Source organism: Vibrio sp. 10N.261.46.E11 (assembly GCF_041472735.1).
In the GTDB taxonomy this organism is placed as follows: domain Bacteria; phylum Pseudomonadota; class Gammaproteobacteria; order Enterobacterales; family Vibrionaceae; genus Vibrio.
The window spans coordinates 44821-64719 of sequence record NZ_JBFRQW010000001.1 but is presented as its reverse complement, the minus strand read 5'-3'; the positions used below and the strand labels follow the sequence as shown (position 1 = coordinate 64719).

Genomic DNA, 19899 nt, shown 5'->3' with positions numbered 1-19899 from the left:
TATTAGGGCCACATTAGATAATGTGGCCCTAATTGTTTGTAGCATCTGGAAAAACATGTCTCGCCTTATTATTGCTGAAAAACCAAGCCTCGGCCGCGCTATCGCCGCCGCACTGCCTAATCCACAGAAGAAAGACCAAGGGTTCATCAAGTGTGGTAATGGTGATGTAGTGACTTGGTGTATTGGACACTTATTGGAGCAGGTTGAGCCAGACGCTTATGACGACCGCTATAAGAAGTGGAACTTGGCCGATCTTCCTATAGTGCCAGAGCAATGGCAGTTAAGACCGCGTAAGACATCGAGCAAACAGCTCACGGTGATCCGAAAGCTATTGAAGGACGCCACTCAAATTGTTCACGCCGGAGACCCTGATAGAGAAGGGCAGCTGCTGGTTGATGAAGTGATTGATTACTGCAAAGTCTCTAAGGCTAAGAAAGAGTCGATGGACAGGCTACTGATTAGTGACTTGAACTTGCCAGCGGTAAAACGTGCACTTTCCCAAATGCGCAGTAACCGTGATTTTATCCCACTATCAATTTCAGCTTTGGCACGCTCTAGAGCTGATTGGTTGTATGGCATGAACATGACTCGCGCATATACCTTGCTTGGTCAAAAGGCGGGCTACCAAGGGGTATTGTCAGTCGGGCGAGTACAAACTCCTGTTCTTGGTTTGGTCGTAAGGCGTGATGAAGAGATCGAAAACTTCATTCCGAAAGATTACTTCACTCTGCATGCGCTGCTCCCTTACCAAAACAACGGCCAGAGCTTTGATATTCGAGCGCGTTGGAAACCAAGCGAAGCATGTAAGCCATGGCAAGATGAAGAAGGCCGGGTGCTCAATCGAAAACTGGTTGAGAACGTTGCTAACCGAATTGCGAATCAACCCGCGACGGTGACAGAATCAGAGCAAAAGCAAAGTAAACAAGCGGCGCCACTGCCTTATTCGTTGTCAGCTTTGCAAATTGACGCGTCTAAGCGTTTTGGTATGAGTGCTCAGCAGGTTCTCGACACTTGTCAGTCATTGTATGAGAAACACAAACTCATCACTTACCCGCGTTCTGACAGCCGCTATCTACCTAAGGATCACTACTCGCAAAGAGAGTCGGTCGTCGATGCTATCGCTAATAATGCGAAAGAGCTGCAAAGTGGTGCGCAAGGCGCGGATCTTTCTTTTAAATCCAAAGCATGGAACGACAGCAAGGTCGATGCTCACCACGCGATAATTCCTACTCCGAAAAAGTCATCGGTGAACGGCTTGTCTGCTAATGAGATGAAAATCTATCAGCAAATCGCTCGTCAATATCTGATGCAGTTTTATCCGCCGGCTATTTTTGCCGATGCCAAGCTTGTGTTTGATATCGCTGGTGGCGTGTTCATCGCAAAAGGACGACAACTTATTAACCCAGGTTGGAAAGTGTTGATGGGTAAAACGGACACAGATGAGAAAGGTGACGGTACGGATACGGTTCCTCCATTGGATAAAGGAACTGTGTTGACTTGTCGTGAAGGTATTATTGGCGATAAGAAAACCGAGCCACCAAAACACTTTACCGAAGCGACGTTGTTACAAGCGATGACAGGTATTGCTCGCTTTGTCGCAAATAAAGACCTCAAAGCTATCTTGAAAGAGACCGATGGCCTTGGAACAGAGGCAACTCGTGCGGGGATTCTCGATACTCTGTTCAAAAGACAGTTACTAACTCGACAAGGTAAAAGCATTCATAGCAGCCCTGCGGGGAGAGGTTTGATTAATGCCTTGCCGGAGGACTCGACCTTTCCCGACATGACGGCTCACTGGGAGCATCAGTTGCAAGGCATGGCTGAACGAAACCAAGCGTATCAACCCTTCATGCAAGCGCTAGAAAGTAAGATCGATGGCTTAATGGGTAAGGTAAAAACAGGTGAAGTCCCTGAATCCCTGCGTCATCTGCCTAAAGTTGAAAGACCAGCATTCAAGCGCCGTAAAGGTGGTGGGACAAGGAAGAAGACTTACGCGAAGAAAGGCGCTAAAAGTTAATCAGTTAGAAACTGAAAGCTAACAACACCCATTATTGATATTGGGAATCAATATTAACGACCGACCTTGCGTCCGCAGCGTTTAAACAGCTGTTGCCAATAGTCGACATGGCGACGAGTCGATGCTCGAAAACCTTGATGTGCATCTTGGATGGGAAAGTAATAACTGTGCAGTTCAGGCTGCGCGTCAAACATCCCTAGTTGCGGGGCTAACTGCTGATAATAGCCATCGAGTTGCGCCATGTAAGGCTGAACCTTACCAATATACTGTTGTTCGAACACGTTGTTGAGATAACGAAACTTAGTTGTGTCTCGTTGTTTCCCGCAGATGATATTGGCATCAAAAGTTGTGAGTTGTTTGGTAATGATATCGAGCTCAACCGAGGCTCGAGCTAGTGAGTAGTACAAATCTCCAAGCGTTGAACTCTTCTCCAGTACTTCTTGAACCTCAATGGTTTTGCCCGAAACGAGTGATGTGTTTAACGCTTGATTTATGTGTTCTAGGGCGTCACTTGTCTGTCTCACTTGATCGCCAATATCAGCACGTAACCACTGACTACCACGCATTTGCGACTGCATCGCTTCACTGGCATAGATCAGATTCCATTGGTGCAGTGGAAATTGTGCGAGTTTCTGCTGCTCGATTTCTTTGAGTAATTCTACGATCTCTGGGTCTAACTCGTTATTAGCTAAACATTGCCCCACACCTTCCAATAGAGCGACCTGATAATCGTAATTACGAAACTCATCCGAAACCTTGCCCAGAACCGAATTTTTTTCTGCAATTAGATTGAATAATCCACACTGACGAAGTTGGTAACTGTCGATAAGCCCGATAGAGAGCGCAGGAACTTCAATAAACAGTTCTCGCTTTCTCGGTAGGCTTTCAAATTCCCAGTTATCTTTTATCTCGTCAGCATCTTGCACGTTGGCTATTTTGGTCTGATAGTCGTCGAAGTAGTTCTGTGGGCTGTCATCGAAACATCCTGTGATCAACATTGTTAGACACAACACTGTTGAACGTACGAGTAAGCTTGAGATAACGCGACGATCCATGTGAACGCTACCAGTCTATTTCGCTACCATCGAAATTAAAGAAGTGACCACTCACTTCAGTATTCGATGACTCTATTACAGTCACAAGGCCTTTAGCCGAAGTCTCTGTATCAATAAGAGCATTAGGTCCGCCCATTTCAGTCTGTACCCAGCCTGGGTGTAACGCTAACACGGTAAAGCCATCATCGGTCAAGTCGTTGCTTAAACTCTTCACAACCGAGTTTAGAGCTGCTTTAGAAGAGCGATAGATGTAGCCTCCGCCAGAAGTATTCTCCGTCATGCTGCCCACTCTTGATGAAAGGCATGCGATCTTTTTTATTGGACTCTTTGCTAGCGGAGGCAATAAGGATTCAACGAGTTTAAGAGGTGCGATGGTATTGATTTCGAAAACGCGACGCCACTCTTCAACATCGGTATTACCCAGACCATAACCTTTAGGGCCATAGTAGCCAGCGTTGTTGATCAAGATATCAATCGGTTCTATTTGCGAAGGGAGTTGGCCTACTGCTTGGTAATCGGTTATGTCTAATTGAATACAGGTCAGGTTGGCGTTGTGCTCTGCGAGTGAGAGCAGTTCTGTCGCTGAAGAGGCGTCACGGTAAGTTGCGTACACCTTGTGATTACCTTTCAAGTATTGTTGAGTCAGACTTAAGCCAATGCCGCGGTTCGCTCCAGTAATAAAAATAACGCTCATGGTGATTCCTTTTCAGTTCAATTAGTTAAGTTTGATGGCTTAACACGAGAAAATCAACGCTCCACCAACTGGCCATTAGCATTCCTACAAAAATCATTACTGCAGCCATCGAGCCGCAGATCACACCACAGATGAGTATTAGGTTTTTCATTGTTGTCTCTAAGAACTAAAGATAATGATAACTATTACCATTAATTAAAGTTGTCGCCAAGCCTGAGACTGTTATGATTTTGAGAAAGCTACGTAAATCGCCTGACTATGACTCCTTTAATTTATCATCCAATTTATTCCCAGTTGCCTTTACCAGAAGGGCACCGTTACCCGATTAACAAGTATCAGTTGTTACACAGCGCTGTTGAAGCGTTAATGGATAGCGATCCTCTCTGGAAGAGTCAGTTTGAAATCTTCCAACCAACGCCAGTTACAGTTGAGCAAGTAAAACAGGTTCACGATAGTGAGTATGTGGATTTGCTGGTTTCTGGTCATTTACCCGCAGCTAAAATGAGACGTATTGGCTTTCCGTGGAGCGAACAGCTTATAGAAAGAACACTCTATTCAAGTGGTGGAACCTGCTTGGCTGCAGAAATGGCCATCGAGAGTGGTTTGGCGATTCATTTGAGTGGTGGTTATCATCACGCACACCATGATTTTGGTAGCGGCTTTTGCTTGTTGAACGATCTGGTTTTAGCGGCAAAACATGCGCTGACCTTTGAACATATCGATAAAGTGCTTATCGTCGACAGCGATGTTCATCATGGTGACGGCACAGCAACTCTTTGCCAAGAGAGCGATGAGATTATTACTCTGTCATTCCACTGCGATAAGAACTTCCCTGCGCGTAAACCGTTATCTGATTTAGATGTGCCATTAAGTCATGAAACAGAAGATGAAGAGTTCTTACGTTGTTTTGAACAAGTCACCAAGTTGGCGATTGCGCATCACCAACCTGATCTCATTATTTATGACGCGGGGATCGACATCCATCAAGACGATGAACTGGGTTATTTGAATGTTTCGACAAAAGGGATATTTGAACGCGACTGTTTCATGATTGAATTAGCGAAATCAGAGTCTATTCCAATGGCGTGTGTAGTCGGTGGCGGATATCGAACTGAACATCAAGATTTGGTGCCGATTCACATGCAGTTACTCAACGCTGCATTGGCTGTGAATAGCTGAACCGTTGAGCTCCGTGATCTCCAGATACAAAAAAGCCGCTGATTTCTCAGCGGCTTTCTTAAATGTGGTGGAGGGATAGGGATTTGAACCCTAGAACCGCTATTAACGGTTGCCGGTTTTCAAGACCGGTGCTTTCGACCACTCAGCCATCCCTCCGATGGCGCGTATAATATAAGGGTGGCTTACGCTTGTAAATACCCTTATCAACTGACTGCTTTTTTTATGAACGCTTTTCGATAATTTTGTGTTGTATGGCTATTTGTTGTGCTTTTTATCGAATGGAGAGACAAAGTTCTACTATTAAGAAGCTGGTTTGTAATGAGCTTTGGTTTGTGTGATAAACCAATCGCGGGTAGAGGTGGTTTGGTTCAGATATCGATTTGTTGGCTGAGCACGATTTGAGGACAACAATAAAGTACGACAGGTAAAGGGCGGTGGCTTTTATGACAAGGATAAAAGTCGATAACTTAACTTCAAACATTAAAAAGCTTCAGATGCAAAAAAGCCGCTGACTTCTCAGCGGCTTTCTTTAATGTGGTGGAGGGATAGGGATTTGAACCCTAGAACCGCTATTAACGGTTGCCGGTTTTCAAGACCGGTGCTTTCGACCACTCAGCCATCCCTCCAATGGCGTGAATAATATAAGGGGCAGAGGATCTTGTAAACCCTTAATTTTCATAATTTTGTTTTGTTGCTTGTTTTCTAATCATTCTCGTCAATAAAAAAGGGAAGCCGTTGGCTTCCCTTTTCTTTTTGATGATCATTTAGTCATTTTTGGTATAGAACCGCTGTAACTCAGTAAGGCCTTGCATCAACACTGGTAAGCGAGGGCTTACGTCTTTCAGACGTTTGTAATTCTGATCGTACAGTTTGTAGTTACCAAACTTATCTAACACTGTTGTTTGTTGGTCGGTAACAAGAGCAAGTTCACGTGAGTCTCCTGCGAGAATCCATTTTCTTCTACGCTCATCAAACAGGCTACGACCGCTACTGAAGTCTGTCGGGTTCGAAGATACACCTAATAGCTCTTGCATTAGCGTGACTGATACATCTAGGTGACTAGAACGGTGAGTATATTCAGATGCCGACTTACCTGGCCATTTGATGAACAGAGGCACTTGTAGTTGGTAACGACTGTAATTGGAGTTTGCACCCCAACTGTTGGTTTTCGTCTCGTTAAATTCAGTACCATGGTTAGAGGTAATGATAACCACAGTGTTGTCTTGAAGATCTAGGCGCTCCAACTCTGCGTAGATTTTCGCTAACTGAACATCCGCCGCTTGAGTCGATTTTTGGTAATCTGCAGTAAAACGTTCAGCGGTAGGCAACGTTACATCTGTTTCGTAACTAGAGAAGTTATCGAGCGTTGTTAGTTCAATAAAGTTAAACCAAGGGCTTTTTGCTTGTGGTGATTGAACCCATTCAGACCAAGCTTGTATTGCGCTTTGGTCATCATCTGTTGCTTGCTCTGGAAGCGCATCACGGCCTCTGAAGATGACTTCCGGGTAAAGTGCGTCGTCAAAGTCATCACCGCTAAAAGCGGCAAGTGTATAATTGTGATGATCTAGCACATCGAGCAGTACTGCGCTCGAACCTTGTGCTTTGATGCTGCTTGCGTAGCTGCTAGGAAGGCCATAGAACAATCCGAAAATACCAAACATGTCGTTACTTGAACTGTAGTGATTGGTGAAGTTGATCGATTGTTGTGCATAGGCATAGCTGCTTGGCATTGCAGTGCTATTAAGTGCATCAGCGCGAAGATTATTCACACTCACAAGCAGAATATTAAGATCAGCACTGCGGCGGTTGTATTGAATTTTTTCTAGTGGGTAGCTAACTAAGTTTACGTTCTCTTGGTTCGCTTCTAAACGCTGTAAATACTCTTCACGGTCTAATAGACCATGCTTTTCCATAAAGCTTTTTGCTGTCATAGGATAAGACAGTGGGAAATTCGCTTTCTGGCTTGTAATTGGGTTGTAGAAATACGCATCAGCCCACATGTAGGTCAAGTGGCTGCTGATGAAACACAAGAAGAAGACGGCAGTAATAGGACGGCCAATGTGTTTATGAGACAGTTTACGTTGCTTACGCCAAACCCACTCAGACAGACCTAGCTGCAATAAGAAGATTAGTGGCATTACAATGAAGAGGTGCTGCAAATCAGAAGTGAGTGCAGACTCCTCTCCACTGAATAAAACCTCCCACACGACAGGTGTCAGGTGGAGGTTTATATTTTGATACGTTTGGGTATCAATCAGTAGGACAGTTAAACCTATGGTTGCGAAGATAACGGCAACCAAACGTAATAACTTCCTCGACGGAAGAATAAAAGTGAGTGGGAACAGCACTAATAGATAGAGCGCGAACACCAAAAATCCAAAATGACCAACCCATGATGCAGCCAAATAGAATTGACCCAATAGGGTTTCCGGCCAAGCAGATTGAGTAATATAACGAGTACCAATCAACATCGCAGCAATGATGTTGAAAAATGCAAACCAGTGGCCCCAACCTACCAGTCGAGATACACGATCGCTATATGAGTTTGCGCTGTCTACCATTTATAATTCTTTTTCCGTCAATCAAACTTAGTGAGACTTTTTATCTTCAAGAGAAGAAATTAAAGCTTCGGCAAATTTTTCAGCAATTCCTTTGCGTTGTGAAGCAGCAACGTTCTGATTTAAGACATTGGTTGCGATATTTCCAGCGATCATCAATGAAAGCTCAGGTGAAGCTTTGTGCTTAGTCAGTACAGCACCTACTTCAGCTAGGATTTTTTCAACTTGATCATCTGTGTATTTAGATATAATCGGCATAAGGACTCTAATAATGATAGTAAAAGCGGCTTATGATAACCTACTATGCACAACAACTGAAACCTGAACGGTAATATTTTCACTATGAGCCTTCACCTTTCCAACGTAATTTTACACCAGCTAAGCAAGAACGATCAGGAAGAGCTGATTGTTAACTATCGTGCTGAATCTCTAGAAAACGATACTGCATCTGAAAACCTAGTCGCTGAACTTCACCGAGTTTTTAATTCAAAAGCAGGTAAAGGATTTGGTTCTTTCAAATCCGACAGCGAATTCCAGCAGTCGTTGCATGAATTTCGAGCTGGAGAACAAAGTTTTTATGATTTCTCTCAAAAAAGTGCGCTACGTCTGAAAGATGAGCTTTCAAAGTATCCTTTTGCTGATGAAGGCACTTTGGTACTGGCTGAATATCAATCACTGGCGACAGACTACCTTTTCATCGGACTACTGCCTTCAAACCAAAGTTTGAAAGTGACCGAAGGGCTAGATATTAGTGCGACGGATTACCTTGATATCTCGAAGATGGATATTGTTGCGCGCCTTGATCTTTCAACATACGACACAGACAAAGAGTCAAACCGTTACCTTACTTATATTAAAGGGCGCGTTGGTCGTAAAGTCGCTGACTTCTTCTTAGACTTCCTTCAAGCAGAAGTAGGCTTGGATGCTAAGCAGCAAAACCAAGTATTGATGCAAGCGGTAGAAGACTTTGTTTCTGACTCTAAGTTAGAGAAAGAGGAAGCGATCAGCTATAAAAAACAAGTTGCGGATTACTGTAACGAACAGCTTAAAGCGGGTGATGAAGTTCAAGTTCGTGAACTTTCTGGAGAATTGCCAGCAAGCACAGATGGTACAAGCTTCTTTGACTATACTAGTGAGCAAGGCTACGAGTTAGAAGACAGCTTCCCAGCAGACCGCGCAACTATGCGTAAACTAACAAAATTTGTTGGTGCTGGTGGCGGTTTGAATGTTAGTTTTGATAGTCTGCTTTTAGGTGAGCGTATCTTCTACGATCCAGAGACAGACACGCTAACCATTAAAGGGACGCCACCGAACTTACGTGATCAACTGACTCGCAATAAGTCATAGTCCGAAGTTATTAGGTAGCAAGCGACAGCAGGTTGTTGTCGCTTGTTTATGTTTAGCAACATAATGGTTTAGAGTTCGCATGAACAAGGAATATCGATGGAACAATCAGTAGCAAAGCCCAATCGCTTTAAAAGACCCGCAACTTTTTTGGTTGCACTCTTGGCTCTGTGGCTACTTCCTTCACTGGCTCTCCTTAATCTAAGCCGTTCTTACTCTCACTCGCTCGCTCAAATTGAAGAACTCGGTATTCGTGTTAATGAATTGAGGCAATCGCTTTATTTCTCTGAGCCGCTGCGAGTCTCTCGCATTAATGATTTAGCACTCGATGCTCAATTGGTTTATTCGATCCGACTGCAGATTGAATCTGATTTCCAACACGCCTTGTTTCGTCCTGATGTGAACCAACTGCTTTACGTTGCCGATCAATTTTTAGAAAAATTTGATGAATTCATTCCGATAGAAAGTCAGGTGCAAGATATCGTCGATAACATCAAAGTGTTACGCACAGATACTGAGCTTTCCCCTAAGTTAAAGCCGCTACTCAACGAATTTGGTGTCGTCGTTTTTGAAGCGATGTATTCAGATAACCAAAGTTCATCAGCAACTTATCGCGCCTTTGATTCTATACTTGAAAAATCTTATTCATTAAAATCCGAAGAGCAAGATGCACTCCAACAATTACTGGCTGATGCTTCAGCATTGCTGAGTGATTACGCTCAGCTCAATTATTTAGTCGATAAAATTAAGAAGAATTCAGTAAACGAACAGATCATTAAACTTGAAGCTGAGTTCCATGATCGTCAATACAACCTATTATTGTTCATGCTAGGTTTAAGCTTAGTGGCAATGATTGCGTTAGTGTTGTGGAGTGTTAGGTCTCAAAAATCGATGAAAGAAGTAGACCAAGCACTCAGACCGGAACCAGTCGTCGATTCAAGACAGGAAGAGGCTCAACCTCAGCAGAGTGCTTGCACGACAAGCCCGCAAGCTATTTCACAAGAACCGATTTCACAAGAACCGATTTTGCAAGAACCTATTCCACAAGTTCCGGTTCAGCAAAACTCTATTCAGCAACCCCCAACTCAGCGAACACCAGAACAAGTGCAAGAGCCAGAGAAGCACATTGCCTGTGTTACGGATTCAAAGCCAGCGATTGATATTGAAGAGATGCTAGAGACTCTTGATGGCGATACCGAGTCTGTTGAATTGTTGCTAGGGGTCTTTGTCGAAGATCACGCAGATGACTACACCAGATTCAAATCTCTGCTCACCAAGGATGAAACCTCTGCTGCTCGCATTGTACACAGCTTAAAAGGTGTGGCTGGCAGCATCAAAGCGTCTCGGTTAGCGATCATTGCAGCGACTATTGAAATGACAATGAAGCAGTCCAGAGCCATCAGCGAGCACGATTTAGCCGAACTAGAGATGGCGATAAAAGCCTCTGTAGATTCTGCTCATGACTATTTAAATACCCAACGTTAACTTTTACAGGTTTTTTGACAATACTCTGACGAAGCGCTCATACAATCCGCGCCCTTAGTCTTTGTTAGAGGTTTATATGTCACGAGTTTCGAGTCGAAATTGGATAGTGTTGGTGCTTAGCATTATGCTAAGTGGTTGTTCTCTCTTGGAAGTTAAGCTAGATAGTCAAACGACGCCTCTTACTCAGCAAGAGTTACAGGCTCGGATCATGACGCGTGAATACGCCAAGATGTTTTTTACACGAGTAGAAGACTCAGCCGATCTCATTGCGCAATCTTACCCTGCTGATGACACCTTACATCAATCTTATGTGTTGCTTTGGAAGATCCATGCTGAGCAGGGCTTACAACAAGCTGCGTACCAAACTTCCCCAATGTCAGCATTAATTGACTCATGGGTTTTCACAGCCCAAATGAATCAGTTTTATAGCCAAGGCGATGGCGCGGATCTGTTCGTGACGGATAATGCGGTAGAGACTGCTCGTTCTCTTGACCAAGAAGCTGAGAAGCTAGCAAAGGGTGTATTGAACTCAAGTGATTTCAAGAAGAGCAAAGCATTTGTTGCAGAGTTTGCCGCGAGCAACCCTTTTAAAGATCTTACCTTCAGAAGCACGCCTGCTTATCGCGAATGGCTAACTTATCTGGGTAAAGACGAATCTCAAATCGTTCAGAGCCTAGGTACTATGCCAGAAGCCATGAGCGATGCATCAGACCGCTTAAGCCTAATGGCTGACCAAACGCCGAAATTGATGACGTGGAAAGCTGAGTTGGTGGCGATGAACAGTTCGCTCACAGGTGAAGATTTGTCGATGACATTGGAAAGCCTTCGTCAAACATCAGCAAGCATGCAGGACTTCATTGAGAATAACCCTGAGTACATGCAAACATTGGCTTCGATTATGTCGACAGAAATGCAGCCTTTACTTAACGACCTAAGTGATAAGACAGATCAAAAATTGGCGATGCTCACTGAAGAACGTGTAGCGTTAGAAAAAATGGTGACACGAGAGAGAGAAGCTCTGGTCGCGATGATTGCGAAAGAGCGTATTGAAATTGCAGGCATTGTGACTTCAGAGAGAGAACTGTTCACACAAGACCTTGATCGCGTCTCTCAAGAGGTGGTGGTACTCGCTATTGATAAACTGATGGACTTAATCAAAGGTGTGATTATTTACTTCATCCTGTTTATCTTGGTGGTGTTCTTTGCACCGTTAGGCATCGGTTATTGGTTGGGTAAACGAACCGCCAACAAATAAATTCAGTAATTAAGTAGATCAAAAAAGAGCGCTCTAGAGCGCTCTTTTGGCATTTATATCATCAACATTTTTGTGCTTAAGCACTAAAGCCTTAGCTTAAGCTTGTTGCTTGCTCAGTTCAGCGGCTTCTTCAGTTTCAAGCACTGGTGCTGTTGGTTCACATTTATCAACGAACCAACCCATGTAAGACGTTACGATAGTCACGAGGATACAGATGAAGCTCAACCACATGAACGGAGCGTAAGAGAGCGTTGCGACACCAAGAATACTCGCCATGTAGATACCGTTATCACTCCAAGGAACCATGCCTGAAGTTAACGTGCCACCGAACTCAGCGTTACGAGATAGATTTTTACGTTGATAACCTAAACGGTCGTAGTTTTTCGCACAGATTTTTGGCGTTAGGATTAACGATACGTACATTGCAGAACCGAATACGTTACCCATGAATGCCGTGCCGATCGTGCTTGTTGCTAGAGAACCAGCGCTATTTACTCGGCGCTCGAACACCTTAGCAATCGTCTCTAATACGCCCACTTTATCCAGTAAGCCACCAAAACCTAAACCAAACACAATCACCGCTACCGAACCAAGCATTGAAGACATGCCGCCACGGTTAAGAATCGAGTCAATAAACTCTACGCCAGAGGAGATAGAGAACGGTGCCCAAGCTGTATTGAATGCCGTTAGGAAATCGATATCTTGGATCATGACTGCCCAGATAATACCTAGCAGAGAACCGAAGCTGATTACCGGGAATGAAGGCATGCGGAAAGCCAACAGACCAAGCACGATCAGTACTGGGACAAATGAGTAAGGTGTGATGTAGAACTGAACTTCCATTGCTTTGATGACAGAATCTACTTGGCTCATGTCAACGTTGCCCGCGTAGTGGAAACCAAACGCAGTAAACATGATGCCAGTAATCACGTAGCTGATTAACGCAACTGGCAGCATGCCCTTGATGTGCTCAACCACTTCAACACCAGACATTGAAGAAGCCAGAATCACTGAATCCGAAAGTGGAGACATCTTGTCACCGAAGTAACAGCCTGACAGTACTGCACCTGCAGTAATCGGTGCTGGAACACCTAGACCTTGGCCTATGCCCATCATTGCGATACCTGCTGTACCCGCGGCGCCCCAAGAAGTACCAGTTGCCAATGCGGTTAGAGAACAGATAATCATGGTCGCTAAAAGGAAGATAGAAGGGTGGATTGCTTTCAGACCATAGTAAATGATAGTAGGTACGATCCCGCCAGAGATCCAAGTACCAACAAGAGCGCCAACGGCTAAAAGTATTAAAACCGCGCCTAAGCCATTGGATATTCCTTTGAGTGCCGCTTTTTCTAAGTCTTTGTATTCGTGGCCAAGGCGAATACCGAGAACCATGATAATGAACCAGCCAATATACAAGGCAAGTTGAATTGGAAGGTCAAGCTTTGCAGTAAAGGAAAAAGCAAGGGATAGAAATAATCCTAACGCGATGAATACCTGCAATAGGTTCGGTAGGCGAGTTTTACTCTGCTTCATAAAAGCCTCTTGTGATTTCGAGCATTTATAGTGCTTCGTTATGGTGTGTGGTGCAAAACGGACACTACAGTAATTAGTTTATTATATCGAAAAAATACACCCAATTTGTGATATTTGACTGCTAAAACAATTAATCATGGTTTCATTATCTGAAATATTGTTAAATTCATGGTTGTTGCATGTTGAAACTTGTCGCACGTTGTTTTCGTTTTGTGAAGTATTATTCTGGATAGTATTGATTAAAAAGAGGGATTTACTGTTTGTGACACGAGTAGGATTAAGCTGTTTTGGCGATGCAAATGTTTGAATTTGAGGATAATGGGAGTTTTATCAATGAGGTGGATATTAAATGTCGATACAGGGATAACTGCGCTATTCATTGCGTTCACTTAAAAGAAACGAAAAAGTTACACTTTTTGACAAAAAGCACTTGAGTTCTGTTTCTGAAAAACTTATAGATGGGGGAGAGCAATTTTTAATTTATACATGGAGAGTGAGCGATGAGAGTAGGTCTAGTTGGTTGGCGCGGTATGGTTGGTTCTGTATTGATGCAACGTATGGTTGAAGAGAAAGATTTCGACTTGATTGAACCTGTTTATTACAGTACGTCTCAGATTGGTATTCCTGCCCCTGTTTTGGGTGGTAAAGATGCGGGTCTACTTCAAGACGCTTTTGATATTGATAGCCTAAAACAGCTTGATGCGGTGATTACCTGTCAAGGCGGAGACTACACCTCAAAAGTATACCCAGCACTGCGTCAAGCAGGTTGGAAAGGCTACTGGATTGATGCGGCTTCTACCTTACGTATGGACGCGGATTCAATCATCACTCTTGATCCTGTTAACTTGGCTCAAATCCAACAAGGCATCCACGGCGGGACTAACACTTTCGTAGGCGGTAACTGTACTGTGAGCTTAATGCTTATGGCTTTGGGTGGTCTATACGAGAAAGGTATGGTTGAGTGGATGAGTGCCATGACTTACCAAGCCGCTTCAGGTGCGGGCGCTAAGAACATGCGTGAACTTATCTCACAAATGGGTGTGATCAACGATAGCGTAAGTTCTGAGTTAGCGAACCCTTCGAGTTCAATTCTTGATATCGATAAGAAAGTCGCTGATACCATTCGTTCATCTTCATTTCCAACCGATCAGTTCGGTGCTCCGCTTGCGGGCTCACTGATTCCTTGGATCGATGTGAAGCGTGAAAACGGTCAAAGCAAAGAAGAGTGGAAAGCCGGCGTTGAAGCGAACAAGATTCTTGGCCTAGATGGTCAGCCAATCCCAATTGATGGCACTTGTGTACGAATCGGTGCAATGCGTTGTCACGCTCAAGCACTAACGATTAAGCTTAAACAAGACGTGCCTATGGACGAGATCGAAGAGATCATCGCGACGCACAATGATTGGGTTAAAGTGATTCCTAATGACCGAGACATCACTGCGCAGGAGCTAACACCAGCGAAAGTAACAGGCACAATGTCTGTACCAGTCGGTCGTCTGCGTAAGATGTCGATGGGTAACGATTTCCTGAATGCGTTCACGGTAGGTGACCAACTACTTTGGGGTGCTGCAGAACCACTACGCCGTACTTTACGCATTATCCTTGCTGAGAAAGCGTAATCGGTAAGATTGCTTAAATTCTATTAGCTGATAAACCGAAAGGGTTGACGATAAACGTCAACCCTTTTTAGTTTATTGATATCTCGTTATTCGGCCCTCGAAACTGCCCTTAAATCTCTTCGCATCTTGAGTCTGCTTTTATTTCTCTTCTGTAACGACACGCTTGTCGGGGTCTGCCAATTCACTCGCACAGTGTTTGCAATACATAGCATCCGAATCATGGCCGGCGCGGTTACAGTTCGGACACTTTACCAACTCTTTGTGCGAGTTCATCTCGTTGCTGAGCTCTGCAGTAATAATCCCTGTCGGTACCGCTAAAATAGAGTAACCCAATAGCATGGTCAGAGAAGCGATCGCTTTACCTAACGCGGTTTGAGGGATCATGTCACCGTAGCCAACCGTAGTAATGGTTACGATTGCCCAATAAATACTGTGGGGAATACTTGTAAAGCCATTTTCTGGCCCTTCAATAACAAAGATCAGTGCCCCAAAGATAACGACCAAGATGCCGACAGTAGTAAAGAAGATCAGAATCTTTCGTCTTGCCATTAATAGTGAGCGTAACAATATGTTGGAATCTTGCAGGTAACGAACCAACTTTAGGATTCGGAAGATGCGCATGACACGAAGCAGTCTCACCACACCCATAAATGAAGCACCTGGGAAAATGATCGCTAGGTAGGTTGGAAGAATCGCTAAGAGGTCAACAACACCATAAAAGCTGGTGGCGTAAGATTTTGGTTTCGGAGAACAATAGAGCCTTAACAAATATTCAAGTGTGAAGAGTGCTGTAAAGGTGTATTCGATATAACGAAGCTGTTGTGACCACTCAGTCATGACATTTGAGAGGGACTCTAGAATAAGTACCAACAGCGAAGCCAAGATTGCGACGATCAGAGAAATATCAAACGCACGTCCGGCTGGCGTGTGAGTACCAAAGATAATGACGTACAAATGATGCTTGAGTGGCTTGCGTGGCATAAGGGGAGATTCATCTTTTGTTAAATGCATTAACAGTCATTATACAAGCTTCATAATAACGAGGCGAGTGAAAGCCCAATTGCTTTCCTCGCCTCATCTATATTGCAATATTGTTGCCTTTTATAGAGCAACCGGAATACCGTTAAATGTTATGCCAAACCTGGGAACAAATTACGTAGGCCGTTGGCGATGAACTCGATGCCCAATGCGCCAAGAATCAAGCCCATGATACGAGTGATCACGTTGATACCCGTTTGACCTAAAAAGCGAACGATAACCGGCGCTGAACGGAACAGAAGCCAAGAGCAGGTTGCAAACGCGATAATGCTAATGCCAATTCCCACAGTATCAATAGCTGCAGGGTAACGAGATCCGTAAACAATAGTCGAGCTGATTGCCCCGGGGCCCGCCATTAAAGGCATAGCAAGAGGAACAACACCGATTTGCTCCTTGCTGATGTATTCAGATTTCTCTTGTTTATTCTGCTTATCTTCACCGAGCTTACCGCTCATCATCGAAAATGCGATGCTCAATAACAGCAAGCCACCTGCAACACGAAATGAATCCAGCGAGATGCTAAACATATCAAGCAGCATTTGTCCTGCAACGAGCGAGACAATCAGGATAACGGCAACAGCAATGTTGGCTTGTAATGCGGTCCTGTTCCTCTCTTCTGGCGGCATATGTGCAGTAAGGGAAACAAAAACAGGCATAATGCCGATTGGGTTTACGGCAGCAACAAGCCCAAGGAAGAATTGCATAAAAATTGCGAGTTCTAAGCCTTGCATGAGAGCGATCTCCAGTTAGCGAATTTTAAGGTTGATGGTTTGATTCGGTGAATAGTCTGAGCGCGTAATGTAAGGGACAAATCGGATTTGCACGAATGAAAAAAACTAACCTGAAATAGGGGATTATTTTTAGAAAAACTAATTGAATATCTCTTTTGTATTGGCAGTGTTGCGAGTTAGTTGTTAGTGTTTCATTTTGTAATTTATTATCGAGTAACTGTTAACTGCCGCACGAATTTAATAAAAATTATGTCAAAATCTAGCCGGTGCAACGGTCTGGATATACTCTCAGTGGCACGAATATAGCTGTATACATGTAATTTAACTGACTAAAAATGAAACTTTTTTACAGTTTGTTACGCAATGTAGAAAAAACTTGTCTGTTTGCTTGTTTTTTGCACTAACCAAAATTGTGATTTTAATCTATATAAATCATAATCTTAAGTCGGTTTTTGCGATTGCCTTACTACTTTTTGGTTAATTCTTTTTGGGTAACTGATCTGGGTCAATTTTTTTCACACTGTGAAATAATATACTCAGTCCTGAAAGCAATTTACTAAGAACGTTGTTGTTTGAGGTTAAAAGCAAGCAGCGAAATTAATAAAAAGTTTTTAATATTTATTATTTTAGGAGATCCACCATGCCTGTAACTAACTTAGCGGAACTTGATGCTCTAGTAGCACGCGTTAAAGCAGCACAAGAAGAGTTTGCAACATTCTCTCAAGAGAAAGTAGACGCAATCTTCCGCGCAGCTTCTCTTGCCGCTAACCACGCTCGTATCCCACTTGCACAACAAGCAGTTGCTGAATCTGGAATGGGTATTGTTGAAGATAAGGTTATCAAAAACCACTTTGCATCTGAATTTATCTACAACAAATACAAAGACGAAAAAACATGTGGCATTCTTGATGAAGATGAAAGCCTAGGCACAATGACTATCGCTGAGCCTGTAGGTATCATCTGTGGTATCGTTCCAACAACGAACCCAACTTCTACAGCAATCTTCAAATCTCTAATCTCTCTTAAGACACGTAACGGCATCATCTTCTCGCCACACCCACGTGCAAAGAACTCAACTAACGATGCAGCTAAACTGGTTCTAGACGCAGCAGTAGCAGCGGGCGCTCCAAAAGACATCATCGGTTGGATTGACCAACCATCTGTAGAGCTTTCTAACGCGCTAATGAAGCACGACGGTATTGCACTTATCCTTGCGACTGGTGGTCCAGGCATGGTTAAAGCAGCATACTCTTCTGGTAAGCCTGCTATCGGTGTTGGTGCTGGTAACGTTCCTGTCGTTATCGATGAAACAGCTGACATCAAACGTGCTGTAGCATCTATCCTTATGTCTAAAACATTCGATAACGGCGTTGTATGTGCTTCTGAGCAAGCAGCAATCGTTGTTGGCGAAGTCTATGACGAAGTTAAAGAGCGTTTTGCTTCTCACAAAGCTCACGTTTTATCTAAAGCTGACGCTGACAAAGTACGTAAAGTACTGCTTATCGACGGCAACCTAAACGCTAAAATCGTAGGTCAACCTGCTCCAGCAATCGCTGAAATGGCTGGTGTTAAAGTTCCTGCTGATACAAAAGTACTTGTAGGTGAAGGTCTTGGTAAAGTTTCTTACGATGACGAGTTTGCTCACGAGAAACTGTCTCCTACTCTAGGTCTATTCCGTGCAGACGACTTCGAAGATGCTGTTGCTCAAGCGGTAACTATGGTTGAAATCGGTGGTATCGGTCACACATCTGGTCTTTACACTAACCAAGATACTAATGCAGACCGCATCCGTTACTTCGGTGACAAGATGAAGACTGCTCGTATCCTAATTAACATCCCTACTACTCACGGTGGTATCGGTGACCTGTACAACTTCAACGTTGCACCTTCTCTAACTCTAGGTTGTGGTTCATGGGGTGGTAACTCTATCTCTGAGAACGTAGGTCCTAAGCACCTTATCAACAAGAAAACTGTAGCGAAGCGAGCTGAAAACATGTTGTGGCACAAACTACCTAAGTCTATCTACTTCCGTCGTGGTAGCCTTCCAATCGCAATGAGCGACCTAGAAGGTAAGAAACGCGCATTCCTAGTAACTGACCGTTTCCTATTCAACAACGGTTACGCAGATGACGTAGTACAAATCCTGAAAGCACAGGGTATTGAAGTTCAAGTATTCTTCGATGTAGAAGCGGATCCAACACTGTCTGTTGTTGAGAAAGGCGCTGAAGCAATGAAGAGCTTCCAACCTGACGTAATCCTTGCTCTAGGTGGTGGTTCTCCAATGGATGCTGCTAAGATCATGTGGGTTATGTACGAGCACCCAGAAACTCACTTCGAAGAACTAGCAATGCGCTTTATGGACATCCGTAAACGTATCTACAAGTTCCCTAAAATGGGTCAGAAAGCTGAGCTTGTATGTATCACTACTACTTCAGGTACGGGTTCAGAAGTTACGCCATTCGCTGTTGTTACTGACGACAAGACTGGTGCTAAGTACCCACTAGCGGATTACGAAATCACGCCTAACATGGCTGTTGTTGATGCTAACCTAGTAATGAACATGCCTAAGTCTCTAACAGCATTTGGTGGTTACGATGCAGTAACTCACGCACTAGAAGCTTACGTATCTGTTCTTGCGAACGAATACTCAGATGGTCAAGCTCTTCAAGCGCTTAAGATGCTTAAAGAATACCTACCATCAAGCTACAAAAATGGTTCAGCAGACCCAATCGCTCGTGAGAAAGTTCACAACGCAGCAACTATCGCTGGTATTGCTTTTGCGAACGCATTCCTAGGTGTGTGTCACTCAATGGCTCACAAAATTGGTGCTGAGTTCCACCTACCACACGGTCTTGCTAACGCACTACTTATCTCAAACGTTGTACGTTACAACGCGAACGATAACCCAACTAAGCAGACTGCATTCTCTCAGTACGACCGTCCACAAGCACGTCGTCGTTACGCTGAAGTTGCTGACCACCTAGGCCTAAGCCAAGCTGGTGACCGTACTGCTCAGAAGATTGAACGTCTACTGACTTGGCTAGAAGAGCTTAAGAAAGACCTAGACATCCCACTATCTATCCAAGCTGCGGGTGTTAACGAGTCTGACTTCATCGCTAAACTAGACGAGCTAGCTGTTGAAGCGTTCGATGACCAGTGTACAGGTGCTAACCCACGTTACCCTCTAATCACTGAGCTAAAAGAAGTTCTAACAACGTCTTACTTCGGCCAACCATACGTTGAAGGCGAAACTTTCGAAGGTACTACAGTTATCCTTAAGAAAGCAGACCAAAAGCCAGCTGAAGCGAAAGCGCCAAAAGCTAAAAAAGAAAAAGCTAACGCATAATAAGTAAGCATTAGTTTTGAGATAAGTTTTCGCTAGCACGATACT

14 protein-coding genes, 2 tRNA genes and 2 pseudogenes are annotated in these 19899 nt (G+C 43.9%); 8 read left to right on the top strand and 10 right to left on the bottom strand.

The features are described from left to right. The first annotated feature begins 55 nt into the window (after positions 1–55). Entirely contained in the window at positions 56–2017 is a 1962-nt protein-coding gene (locus AB4407_RS00295; protein WP_372117463.1) for a DNA topoisomerase III, read from the top strand. Positions 2018–2070: 53 nt separating this feature from the next. Here the strand turns inward: AB4407_RS00295 and AB4407_RS00290 are convergent, their stop codons facing one another. Genes AB4407_RS00290 through AB4407_RS00280 form a run of 3 tightly spaced genes read right to left on the bottom strand, consistent with a single transcriptional unit; the run spans position 2071 to position 3917 of the window. After that, positions 2071–3072: a DUF3080 domain-containing protein gene (locus AB4407_RS00290; RefSeq protein WP_372117461.1), complete on the bottom strand. Its 1002-nt coding sequence runs from the start codon at positions 3070–3072 to the stop codon at positions 2071–2073. Between the two features lie 7 nt (positions 3073–3079). Further along, positions 3080–3766, bottom strand: a complete 687-nt coding sequence (locus AB4407_RS00285; protein WP_372117459.1) for an SDR family oxidoreductase — start codon at positions 3764–3766, stop codon at positions 3080–3082. Positions 3767–3791: 25 nt separating this feature from the next. Then, the gene (locus tag AB4407_RS00280; RefSeq protein ID WP_372117455.1) at positions 3792–3917 is read right to left on the bottom strand and encodes a hypothetical protein; all 126 of its coding nucleotides are present in this window, start codon (positions 3915–3917) and stop codon (positions 3792–3794) included. Between the two features lie 107 nt (positions 3918–4024). Between AB4407_RS00280 and AB4407_RS00275 the strand changes: the two genes are divergently transcribed. Beyond that, positions 4025–4945, top strand: coding sequence for a histone deacetylase (locus AB4407_RS00275; protein WP_372117453.1), 921 nt, complete (start codon positions 4025–4027; stop codon positions 4943–4945). A 65-nt stretch (positions 4946–5010) separates the two neighbouring features. Here the strand turns inward: AB4407_RS00275 and AB4407_RS00270 are convergent. The 4 genes from AB4407_RS00270 to AB4407_RS00255 form a co-directional block, all read right to left on the bottom strand. After that, positions 5011–5101: transfer RNA gene (locus tag AB4407_RS00270), tRNA-Ser, on the bottom strand. 379 nt (positions 5102–5480) lie between these two features. Continuing rightward, positions 5481–5571, bottom strand: a tRNA-Ser gene (locus AB4407_RS00265). Positions 5572–5709: 138 nt separating this feature from the next. Continuing rightward, a complete protein-coding gene (locus AB4407_RS00260) occupies positions 5710–7506 on the bottom strand; it encodes a DUF3413 domain-containing protein (protein ID WP_372117451.1) in 1797 nt (598 codons plus the stop codon). A 27-nt stretch (positions 7507–7533) separates the two neighbouring features. Then, positions 7534–7761 carry a YejL family protein gene (locus AB4407_RS00255; RefSeq protein WP_004734063.1) on the bottom strand — a complete coding sequence of 76 codons (228 nt, stop codon included), beginning with the start codon at positions 7759–7761 and terminating at the stop codon, positions 7534–7536. An 84-nt stretch (positions 7762–7845) separates the two neighbouring features. On the opposite strand from AB4407_RS00255, the gene yejK reads away from it, so the two are divergent. The 4 genes and pseudogenes from yejK (at position 7846) to AB4407_RS00235 (ending at position 11587) form a co-directional block, all read left to right on the top strand. Continuing rightward, positions 7846–8850, top strand: coding sequence for a nucleoid-associated protein YejK (gene yejK, locus AB4407_RS00250; RefSeq protein WP_009848690.1), 1005 nt, complete (start codon positions 7846–7848; stop codon positions 8848–8850). Positions 8851–8946: 96 nt separating this feature from the next. Further along, a pseudogene (locus AB4407_RS00245) lies at positions 8947–9729 on the top strand (Hpt domain-containing protein); the annotation flags it as partial. Positions 9730–9960: 231 nt separating this feature from the next. Then, positions 9961–10332, top strand: a pseudogene (locus AB4407_RS00240) (Hpt domain-containing protein); the annotation flags it as partial. A gap of 76 nt (positions 10333–10408) precedes the next feature. Further along, on the top strand, positions 10409–11587 hold the full coding sequence (locus tag AB4407_RS00235) for a chemotaxis protein (RefSeq protein WP_372117448.1): 1179 nt from the start codon (positions 10409–10411) through the stop codon (positions 11585–11587). Between the two features lie 96 nt (positions 11588–11683). Here the strand turns inward: AB4407_RS00235 and nhaC are convergent, their stop codons facing one another. Continuing rightward, on the bottom strand, positions 11684–13120 hold the full coding sequence (gene nhaC / locus AB4407_RS00230) for a Na+/H+ antiporter NhaC (RefSeq protein ID WP_372117445.1): 1437 nt from the start codon (positions 13118–13120) through the stop codon (positions 11684–11686). A gap of 500 nt (positions 13121–13620) precedes the next feature. On the opposite strand from nhaC, the gene asd reads away from it, so the two are divergent. Next, positions 13621–14739: an aspartate-semialdehyde dehydrogenase gene (gene asd / locus AB4407_RS00225; RefSeq protein WP_012603520.1), complete on the top strand. Its 1119-nt coding sequence runs from the start codon at positions 13621–13623 to the stop codon at positions 14737–14739. A 138-nt stretch (positions 14740–14877) separates the two neighbouring features. Here asd and AB4407_RS00220 read toward each other — a convergent pair whose 3' ends face one another. Both AB4407_RS00220 and AB4407_RS00215 read right to left on the bottom strand, forming a co-directional pair. Then, positions 14878–15720, bottom strand: a complete 843-nt coding sequence (locus AB4407_RS00220) for an ion transporter (RefSeq protein ID WP_372117512.1) — start codon at positions 15718–15720, stop codon at positions 14878–14880. A gap of 149 nt (positions 15721–15869) precedes the next feature. Next, the gene (locus AB4407_RS00215) at positions 15870–16508 is read right to left on the bottom strand and encodes a YchE family NAAT transporter (protein WP_004734056.1); all 639 of its coding nucleotides are present in this window, start codon (positions 16506–16508) and stop codon (positions 15870–15872) included. Positions 16509–17148: 640 nt separating this feature from the next. Between AB4407_RS00215 and adhE the strand changes: the two genes are divergently transcribed. Further along, the gene (gene adhE / locus AB4407_RS00210) at positions 17149–19854 is read left to right on the top strand and encodes a bifunctional acetaldehyde-CoA/alcohol dehydrogenase (protein ID WP_372117444.1); all 2706 of its coding nucleotides are present in this window, start codon (positions 17149–17151) and stop codon (positions 19852–19854) included. Positions 19855–19899 lie beyond the last annotated feature (45 nt).